We start from the raw sequence: 9,292 nt of genomic DNA, 5'->3' as shown, positions 1-9,292 counted from the left end.
AAACCCACCCCCGGGGAGATTATCTGCCGATCACAGACGGAGGAGCGCCGGGGTTTTCCACCCCGGGCGCTCCGGACACCGTGCCGCTCAGCAGGCCTCGGCCGCCACCTTCAGCGCCCCGTCCGGCCCGGCCAGCAGCACCGGCGTCCCGGCCCCGCCGAGGTCCCGCACCGCGGCCAGGTCGGCCTCGGCCGGCTCGCCGGCCTCGCTCACCACGGCCGCCGCCTCCAGCGACTTCGCGCCGCTGGCCACCGCCATCGCCACCGCCGTCTGCAGCGCGCTGAGCCGCAGCGACTCCAGCGCGACCGTCCCGGCCACATAGGTGCGCCCGGTCTCGTCACGCACCGCGGCCCCCTCCGGGACGCCGTTGCGGGCGCGGGCGGAGCGGGCCAGGGTGATGATCTTCTTGTCTTCGGGGTCGAGCTCGACGATGTCACTCATGCCGCCGAGCATAGGCCCGGGGTCGGGCCGCGGGTCGGGTCGGGCTCAGTGGCCGATCGGGTTCGGCGGCCCGGGCCGCATCACCTTGACGAAGGTCTTGGGACCGGACGGCAGCGGCTCCTCGTCCGCCGATCGCTGTCGCCAGTACGGGTTGTCGTGCGGCAGGTGGCTGCTGACCCGGCCGTACATGCCGAAGGTCGTCACCACCACGCCGAAGATGAACGCGAAGATCACGTTGGACATCCGGAAGTTGAGGATGTTGGCGTCCGGCCGGCCGAGCACCGCCAGGCCGTAGAAGCCGGAGAGCACGAAGAGCCCGCCGACCACCATGTTCAGGTTGGAGGCGAAGTTCCCACCGATGACGGCCCCGATGACCAGGATGCCGCCCACCACGATGGAGAGGATGGCCAGCGCCCCGTTGGTCGAGAGACCGGCGATGTGGTCGCCGTGGGTGGACAGGAAACCCGGGTGGTCCAGCAGCCCGAGGATCCCGAACACCATCAGGAAGACCCCGCCGAGCCCCGCTCCGATCCGCCAGACCATGAGGAGCTTGTGGTCGACGGGCAGTTCGTCTTGCAGCTTCATGGTGACCTCCACCATGGGACGTCAGACGGCCTTCACCCACGCTACTCCGCCCGCGGAGCGGCGCACGTCCGGGCCGGTCAGCTGTAGGGGTGGCTCCCCTGCATGTGGGGCACCTCGTGCATGTACAGCGAGCCGCACTGCTGGCAGCAGCGCAGCCCGGTGCCCCACTCCTCCTCCGCCCGGGTCTCGGCGTCGGTGTCCATCGTGCGGCCGCAGAGGGCCGCCGCGGGTTCGGCGGCCCGGACGACGTGCCAGGACTTCGCCCCGGCCGACCGACCCTGCGGGCCGTACTCCGCACGCAGTAGATGACTCATGTACCCATGGTCGATCGGCCGGGGCCCGGACGCTACTCGCCGGCCTACTCGCCGGTCTCCGCGGCGGTCCCGGACGCCCGGCGCACCGGGAGGGCCACCATCGAGCCGATCCGGTTGCGGCGCCCGGCCGAGCTCTCCGCGGTCAGGCGGATCGCGGTCAGGTCGGTGGCCGCATCCTCCGGCAGCGGGATCTCGCAGGACGACCCGGGGATCGGCACCCGGCCGAGGTGCTTGGCGAGCAGGCCGCCGACGGTCTCGACGTCCTCGTCCTCCAGCTCGATGCCGAACAGCTCGCCGAGGTCCTCGACCAGCAGCCGGGCGGTGATCCGGTACGAGCCGTCGCCGAGGTCCTCGACCGGCGCGATCTCCCGGTCGTACTCGTCGGTGATCTCCCCGACGATCTCCTCCAGGACGTCCTCGATGGTGACCAGCCCGGCGGTGCCGCCGTACTCGTCGATCACGATCGCGACGTGCGAGCGGCGCTGCTGCATCTCGCGCAGCAGGTCGCCGGCCGGCTTGGAGTCCGGAACGAAGACGGCCGGCCGCATCACGTTCCCGACCTCCTCGGACTCGGCCTCCCGGTTGATGTGGGTGCGGCGGACGAGGTCCTTGAGGTAGATGATGCCGACCACGTCGTCCTCGTTGTCGCCGACCACCGGGATGCGCGAGAAGCCGGAACGCAGCGCCAGGGTGAGCGCCTGACGGACGGTCTTGTGCCGCTCGATCATCACCAGGTCGGTGCGCGGCACCATCACCTCGCGGACGATGGTGTCGCCCAGCTCGAAGACGGAGTGCACCATGCGGCGCTCCTCGTCCTCGATCACGTCGTTCTTCTCGGCGAGGTCGACCAGGGCGCGCAGCTCCGCCTCGGAGGCGAACGGCCCCTCGCGGTAGCCCTTGCCGGGGGTCAGCGCGTTGCCGAGCAGGATCAGCAGCCGCGGGATCGGGCCGAGCACGCCGGCGAGCGGCAGCAGCACGAAGGAGGCCGCGGTGGCGGTGGTCAGCGGGTGCTGGCGACCGATCGTGCGCGGCGAGACGCCGACCGCCACGAAGGAGACCAGCACCATCACGCCGAACGCCAGCAGCACGGCCTGCCAGGTGGTCTCCAGGTTCCGCACGCAGACCACGGTGACCAGGACGGCCGCCGCCATCTCGCTGGCCACCCGGATCAGGGTGGCCAGGTTGAGGTAGCGGATCGGGTCGGAGGCCAGGGTCAGCAGCCGGGCCGAGCCGCGCCGCCCGGACCGGACCGCCTCCTCCGCACGGAACCGGGAGACCCGGGAGATGCCCGCCTCGGCGCACGCGGCCAGCCAGCCGAGGACGACCAGCAGCACGGCACCCAGGATGAAGCTCGTACTCTCACCACTCACAGGGGTCGGGCTCCGCGCTCAGTGGGTGGTGGGGGCCGGCGAGATGCCGCCGAGGCCGCGGCCGGCCCGCCAGCCGTCGAGGATCGCCTTCTGGAGGCCGAACATCTCCTCCTCCTCGTCCGGCTCCTCGTGGTCGTAGCCGAGCACGTGCAGCACACCGTGGACGGTGAGCAGCTGCAGCTCCTCGTCCATCGAGTGCTGGGAGGGGGCCGCCTTGCCCTGCTGCTCGGCGACCTCGGGGCAGAGCACGATGTCGCCGAGCAGGCCCTGCGGCAGCTCCTCGCCCTCCTTGCCCGGACGCAGCTCGTCCATGGGGAAGGACATCACGTCGGTGGGGCCCGGGAGGTCCATCCACTGGATGTGCAGCTCCTCCATCGCCGCACCGTCCACCAGGATCACGGACAGTTCGGACTGCGGGTGGATCCGCATCTTGTCCAGTGCGTAGCGGGCGACGTCGAGGATGGCTTCCTCATCGGCGTCCCAACCGGACTCGTTGGCGATGTCGATCGACATGACGGGCTGGTTACTCAGCTTTCGGTGCGATGGGACTGACGGGGTGCGCGCGGTGCGGCCGGCTTGCCGGGGCGCCGCTGGCTGGGCTTGCGGGCGGGCCGTGGTGCGCCCTCCTCGGCCTCCTGGAGGGCGTCCCAGCGCTCGTACGCGTCCACGATCCGGCCGACCAGCTTGTGGCGGACCACGTCGGTGCTGGTGAGGACGGAGAAGTGGATGTCGGGCACGCCGGCCAGGATCTCCTGGACGACCTTGAGACCGCTGCGGGTGCCGCCCGGGAGGTCGATCTGGCTGGTGTCGCCGGTGACGACCACCCGGGAGTTGAACCCGAGGCGGGTGAGGAACATCTTCATCTGCTCGGGCGAGGTGTTCTGGGCCTCGTCGAGGATGATGAAGGCGTCGTTGAGGGTGCGACCGCGCATGTAGGCGAGCGGGGCGACCTCGATGGTGCCGGCCGCCATCAGGCGCGGGATGGAGTCCGGGTCCATCATGTCGTGCAGCGCGTCGTAGAGCGGGCGCAGGTACGGGTCGATCTTCTCGTAGAGGGTGCCGGGCAGGAAGCCCAGCCGCTCCCCCGCCTCGACGGCCGGGCGGGTCAGGATGATCCGGTTGACCTCCTTGGCCTGGAGGGCCTGGACGGCCTTGGCCATCGCGAGGTAGGTCTTGCCGGTACCGGCCGGGCCGAGGCCGAAGACGATCGTGTGCTTGTCGATCGCGTCGACGTAGCGCTGCTGGTTGAGGGTCTTGGGGCGGATGGTGCGGCCCCGGTTGGACAGGATGTTCGCGGTGAACACCTGGGACGGAGCCGGGCTGTCCGGGTCGTCCACGGCGCTCCGGAGCATGGCGATGGAGCGCTCCACGGAGTCCTCCGTCAGGGGTTGGCCGGTGCGCAGCACCAGCATCATCTCGTTGAAGAGCTGCTGGACGAGGGCGACCTCGGCGCGCTCTCCGGTGGCGGTCACCTCGTTGCCGCGGACGTGGATGTCGGCGGCGGGGAAGCCCCGCTCGATCACCCGAAGCAGCGAGTCCGCGGTGCCGAGCAGGGTGACCATCGGGTGCTTCTCGGGGATGACGATCCGGGCGCTGGTGCGGCCGTCGTCGGCCGGTTCGGGGCGCGACTGTCCGTTCGTACGGGTCTGCGATGTGTCACTCATAGGTCGGCGCTGGGCCTGCCTCATCCCATCCGTGTCTCGTGGGCCGCTCGGTCTCTCCGGGGCACCAGGGTACGCCGCGCGCGTGATCGCTGCGGCGGGCGGCGGGGCCGCACCCGACGATGCTCCGGCAGATCGCGGAGCCGCGCGAGCGGTTTTTCCGCGCCGTTCACGGGCTGCCCACGGCTCCGCCCCGTCCGGTCACGGCCGGCGCCGGGGCGGGACGGGCACCCTGGCGAGGTCCTCGGCGAGCACGATGGTGCCGTCGAAGTGCTTGCGGGCGTCGGCGAGGTGCTGGCCGAGGTCCGGGTAGCGCTGCGAGAAGTGGGTCAGCACCAGGGTCTGCGCGCCGGCCTCGGCGGCGACCTTGGCGGCCTGGCCGGCGGTCAGGTGGCCGTGGTCCTCGGCGAGCCGGACGTCGGCGTCGGTGAAGGTCGACTCGATGACCAGCAGGTCGGCGCCCTCGGCGAGTTCGTGGACGCCCTCGCAGAGCCGGGTGTCCATCACGAAGGCGAACTTCTGGCCGAGCCGGGGCTCGCTGACCTGGTCCAGGGTGACGCGCAGGCCGTCCACCTCGATCGCGCCCCGGTGCTGGAGCCGGCCGACGTCCGGCCCGGCGATGCCGAGGGCGGCGAGCCGCCCGGGCACCAGCCGGCGGCCGTCCGGCTCGGTGAGCCGGTAGCCGAAGGACTCGACCGGGTGCGAGAGCCGGACGGCGTCCAGCGCGAAGCGGGCGCCGGGGACGGGCAGCGGGCCGGGCTCCTCGATCGGGCGGGGCCGCAGCACGGCCGTCTCGTGGTAGACGGTGGCGTACCGCAGCCGCTCGAAGTAGACCTCGCCGGACGCCGGGAAGTAGACGTCCACCGGCTGCGGGACGCGGTCCAGGTTGATCCGCTGGATCACCCCGGCGAGCCCCAGGCTGTGGTCGCCGTGGAAGTGCGTGACGGCGATCCGGGTGATCTGGGTGGCGGAGACCCCGGCGTGCAGCATCTGCCGCTGGGTGCCCTCGCCGGGGTCGAACAGCAGGCCCTCGCCGTCCCAGCGCAGCAGGTAACCGTTGTGGTTGCGGTGCCGGGTCGGTACCTGGCTGGCGGTGCCGAGGACGACGAGTTCGCGCTGGGACACGCCGGTCAGACCATGCGCTCGGTCATCGGGATCCCGCCGAGCACGTGGACGTGGGCGTGGAAGACGGTCTGGCCCGCACCGGCACCGGTGTTGAAGATCAGCCGGTAGTCCGCGATGCCCTCGTCCTCGGCGACCCGGCCGGCCTCGGCCAGCAGCTCGCCGGCGATCTCCGGCTCGGCGGCGGCCAGTTCGGCGGCGTTCGGGTAGTGGACGTGCGGGATGACCAGGACATGGGTCGGGGCCTTCGGGGCGATGTCCCGGAAGGCGAGGATGCGCTCGGTCTTGCGCACCACGGTGGCCGGGATCTCGCCGGCCACGATCTTGCAGAACAGGCAGTCGGGCTGCGGCTCGCCGGCCATCGGGGTCTCCTCGCGGTGTGGCGCGGTGTCGGGTCGCGCGGTGTCGGGTCGCACGGTGTCGGTCGGGGCGTACGGCGGCATGCTAGCCGAGCCGCCCGGTCGCCTGCTGGTACTCGCGCAGGTGCTTCCAGCGGACCACGCGGACCGCGAAGACCTCTCCCTCGTCCTCGAAGTCCTCGGCGAGCAGCGAGACCGCGAGGATGACGAAGCCGATCATCCAGCGCTTGGTGAGCCGCCAGGTGTGCGGCCGGCTGACGTCCTTCTTGCGGATCACCCGGAGGGCCATGATCCCCTTGCCCACGCTGAATCCGGCGATTCGGGCGAGCAGCACCTGGTTGACGTAGGAGACCCCGAAGCCGACACCGAGCAGGGCGCCGAGGTAGGCACCGCCGTGGACCGTCTTCGGACCGCCGGCGGCCTTGGCCGCGACGAAGCCAAGGACGACCGCGAGCAGGCAGTCGATGACGATGGCGGGGTAGCGCCGGAAGCCGCTCGCCTCCTTCGGCCGGGGCACCCGCCCGGCGTGGGCGTGCTGACCCTGGGGCCGCCCGCCGTAGGGCTGCTGCGGCGGGGACGGCTGCCCGCCGTAGGGGTTCTGGCCGTGGGCCTGCGGCGGCGCGTAGGCCTGCGGCTGGCCGTACGGCGGCTGCTGTCCGTACTGCTGTTGCCCGCCGTACTGCTGCTGATGGCCGTACGGCGACGGCTGGCCGTACGGCTGCGGCTGGCCGTACGGCGCTTGCCCGTAGCCCGGCTGCTGCCCGTACTGCTGCTGCCCGTACGGCTGTTGCCCGCCGTACTGCGGCTGCGGATGGCCCTGTGCCATGTGCTCCCCCGTGAGCTGTCGATCAGCCGACGATCGGACTTGATCAAGAACAGCCCCGCATCCTACCCAGCCCCGGCGTGGGAGGCCGTCCGGGCCGGCCTCCCACCCCGCGTCACCGCGCACGGCCTCCGGCCGCTACGCCCAGGGCAGCGGCGGCGCCGTCCTGGCCGGGTTCTCGGCCAGCGCGGCCAGGGCGATCCGGACGCCCTCGGCGAGCTGCGGATCCTCCCCCGCCGCGTACTGGTGCGGCGCGATCGGCACCTCGACGTCCGGGTCGACGCCGTGGTTCTCCACGCCCCAGCCGTAGCCCTCCAACCAGAAGGCGTACTTGGGCTGGGTCACCAGGGTGCCGTCGACCAGGCTGTACCGGCTGTCGATGCCGATCACCCCGCCCCACGTCCGGGTCCCGACCACCGGGCCGATCTTCAGCGCCTGGATCGCGGCGTTGACGATGTCGCCGTCCGAGCCGGAGTACTCGTCGGCCAGCGCCACCACCGGGCCGCGCGGGGCGTCGCCGGGGTACGGCACCGGGCTGGCGATGTCCCGGGCGACGTCCCAGCCGACGATCCGCCGGGCCAGTTTCTCGATCACCAGCTGCGAGGTGTGGCCGCCGCGGTTCTCCCGGATGTCGACGATCACACCCTCCTTGGCCATCTCCGTCCGCAGGTCGCGGTGGATCTGCGCCCAGCCGGCCACCTGCATGTCGGGGATGTGCAGGTAGCCGAGCCGGCCGCCGGACAGCTCGCGGACGGCGGCCCGGCGCCCGGCCACCCAGTCGTGGTAGCGCAGCGGCTCGTCGTCGGCGAGCGGGACGACCACCGGGTGGCGCTGGTCGGTACCGTCCTTGCCGGCCACGGTCAGCTCGACCGGCTGCCCGGCGGTGCCGGCCAGCAGCGGCGCCGGGCCGGTGACCGGGTCGACCGGGCGGCCGTTGACGGCGAGGATCGCGTCGCCCGGGCGGACGGCGGCGCCCGGCGCGGCCAGTGGCGAGCGGGCCCGCGGGTCGGAGGACTCGCCGGGCAGGATCCGGGCGATCCGCCAGACGCCGCCGTCCTTGACCAGGTCGGCGCCGAGCTTCCCCTGCCGGCGCGCCGCCTCGGTGTGGACGCCGTGCGCGATGACGTAGGCGTGCGAGGTGCCCAGCTCGCCGTGCACCTCCCAGAGGAGGTCCACCAGGTCGTCCTTGGAGCCGAGCCGGTCCACCAGCGGCCGGTAGCGCGCCAGCACGCCGGCCCAGTCGACACCGGCGAAGTCCGGGCGCCAGAAGTTGTCGCGCATCAGGCGGCCGTTCTCGTCGTACATCTGCCGCCACTCGGCCGCCGGGTCGACGGTGACCCGCAGCCGGGCGAGGTCGACGTCGATCTCGTCGTCCTCACCGACCGCCTTGTGGTCGGCGGGGACGATCCGCAGCTCGCCCTCGTCCAGGACGGCCAGCCGGGTGCCGTCGCCGCTGACCGCGAACCCGTCCAGGCCGTCGACCAGTTGCTCGGCGCGGCGCTTGCGGAAGTCGAACCGCTCCAGCGCCGGGCGCGGCCGCTCGTCCTCCAGGGAGGCCGCCTCGTCGCCGAGTTCGCCGATCAGCGGGACCCTCGTCCAGAGCACGCCGTCCTTGGCCGCCTTCAGCGTGCCGAACCGCCCGCCCTCGACCGGGAACGGGATGATCCGGTCGGCGATGCCGTCCAGGTCGACCCGGGTGGCCGCCGGCGCGTCGGCGGCGCCCTCCTCGCCGTCCGCCTTCTTGCCCCTCGGCTCGTCCTCCTCGCCGCCGACCGGGCGCCCGGCCCGCTGCGGCCCGAACGGGGACGGCGTGTCGGCGGCCAGCGTGACCAGGTACGGGCGGCAGCCATTGGGGAACGACAGGTCGAAGACGTGCGAGTCGTAGACCGGGTCGAAGTTGCGCACCGAGAGGAACGCCAGGTGCTTGCCGTCGGCGGTGAACGCCGGCGAGCTGTCGAAGAACCGCGGCGGGGTGACCTCGCCGACCGTCCGGGTAGCCAGGTTGGCCAGCGCGATCTGCCGCAGCGAGAAGGCGCCCAGGCCGGGCGTCGGCTGCGACCAGGCCAGCCAGGCGGAGTCCGGGCTGAACGCCAGCCCGCTGACCTCGCCGTCCGTGCTGAGGGCCAGCTCGTGCACGACACCGTCGGCGAGCGCGACCAGCAGCACCCGGCCGTCGTGCGAGCCGACCGCCGCCTGCTTGCCGTCCGGCGAGACCACCAGGCCGCGGACCCGGCCGAGCTGCCCGGCGGCCAGCCGGCGGCGCTCGGCGCCCAGCACGGCCGGCGCGTACTCCAGCGCGTCGTCGCCCTCGGCGTCGGTCACCCAGAGCACGCCCTGCCCGCCGTCCTCGCCCGGCACCACCCGGGCCAGCCGGCCGCGCACGCCGGGCGTCTCGTCCAGCACCCGGGCGGGACCCTCCCGGTGGGTCAGCCAGTGCACGGTGCCGCGGACCACGACGGCGCCGGCCCGGCCGGTGCGGTCGGGCGCGGCGCCCTCCAGCCAGTGCGCGGCCGTCACCGGGCGCGGGGGGGGGGGGGGGGGGGGGGGGGGGGGGGGGGGGGGGGGGGGGGGGGGGGGGGGGGGGGGGGGGGGGGGGGGGGGGGGGGGGGGGGGGGGG

At 73.1% G+C, this 9,292-nt stretch carries 10 protein-coding genes; all 10 read right to left on the bottom strand.

The window, feature by feature from the left end:
- Positions 1-87: 87 nt before the first annotated feature.
- Complete coding sequence (locus ACZ6NC_RS39800; RefSeq protein WP_465738777.1) at positions 88-441, bottom strand: cytidine deaminase; 354 nt, start codon at positions 439-441, stop codon at positions 88-90.
- Positions 442-486: 45 nt separating this feature from the next.
- The gene (locus ACZ6NC_RS39795) at positions 487-1,026 is read right to left on the bottom strand and encodes a DUF4383 domain-containing protein (RefSeq protein ID WP_465738776.1); all 540 of its coding nucleotides are present in this window, start codon (positions 1,024-1,026) and stop codon (positions 487-489) included.
- Positions 1,027-1,103: 77 nt separating this feature from the next.
- On the bottom strand, positions 1,104-1,340 hold the full coding sequence (locus tag ACZ6NC_RS39790) for a hypothetical protein (protein WP_465738775.1): 237 nt from the start codon (positions 1,338-1,340) through the stop codon (positions 1,104-1,106).
- A gap of 44 nt (positions 1,341-1,384) precedes the next feature.
- The gene (locus ACZ6NC_RS39785; protein WP_465738774.1) at positions 1,385-2,710 is read right to left on the bottom strand and encodes a hemolysin family protein; all 1,326 of its coding nucleotides are present in this window, start codon (positions 2,708-2,710) and stop codon (positions 1,385-1,387) included.
- Between the two features lie 18 nt (positions 2,711-2,728).
- Positions 2,729-3,223 (bottom strand): rRNA maturation RNase YbeY, encoded by a 495-nt coding sequence (gene ybeY / locus ACZ6NC_RS39780; RefSeq protein ID WP_396323225.1) that lies wholly within the window; start codon positions 3,221-3,223, stop codon positions 2,729-2,731.
- 14 nt (positions 3,224-3,237) lie between these two features.
- Positions 3,238-4,374: a PhoH family protein gene (locus tag ACZ6NC_RS39775; RefSeq protein WP_465738773.1), complete on the bottom strand. Its 1,137-nt coding sequence runs from the start codon at positions 4,372-4,374 to the stop codon at positions 3,238-3,240.
- A 198-nt stretch (positions 4,375-4,572) separates the two neighbouring features.
- Positions 4,573-5,496 carry a ribonuclease Z gene (locus ACZ6NC_RS39770; protein WP_465738772.1) on the bottom strand — a complete coding sequence of 308 codons (924 nt, stop codon included), beginning with the start codon at positions 5,494-5,496 and terminating at the stop codon, positions 4,573-4,575.
- A 5-nt stretch (positions 5,497-5,501) separates the two neighbouring features.
- A complete protein-coding gene (locus ACZ6NC_RS39765) occupies positions 5,502-5,855 on the bottom strand; it encodes a histidine triad nucleotide-binding protein (protein ID WP_465738771.1) in 354 nt (117 codons plus the stop codon).
- Between the two features lie 82 nt (positions 5,856-5,937).
- Positions 5,938-6,678 (bottom strand): RDD family protein, encoded by a 741-nt coding sequence (locus ACZ6NC_RS39760; protein WP_465738770.1) that lies wholly within the window; start codon positions 6,676-6,678, stop codon positions 5,938-5,940.
- Positions 6,679-6,813: 135 nt separating this feature from the next.
- A partial coding sequence (locus ACZ6NC_RS39755; protein WP_465738769.1) for a S41 family peptidase occupies positions 6,814-9,292 on the bottom strand: 2,479 nt, incomplete at its 5' end.

It is taken from the genome of Kitasatospora sp. NPDC041988 (assembly GCF_055588525.1).
This window is presented reverse-complemented; position numbering and strand designations above follow the sequence as displayed.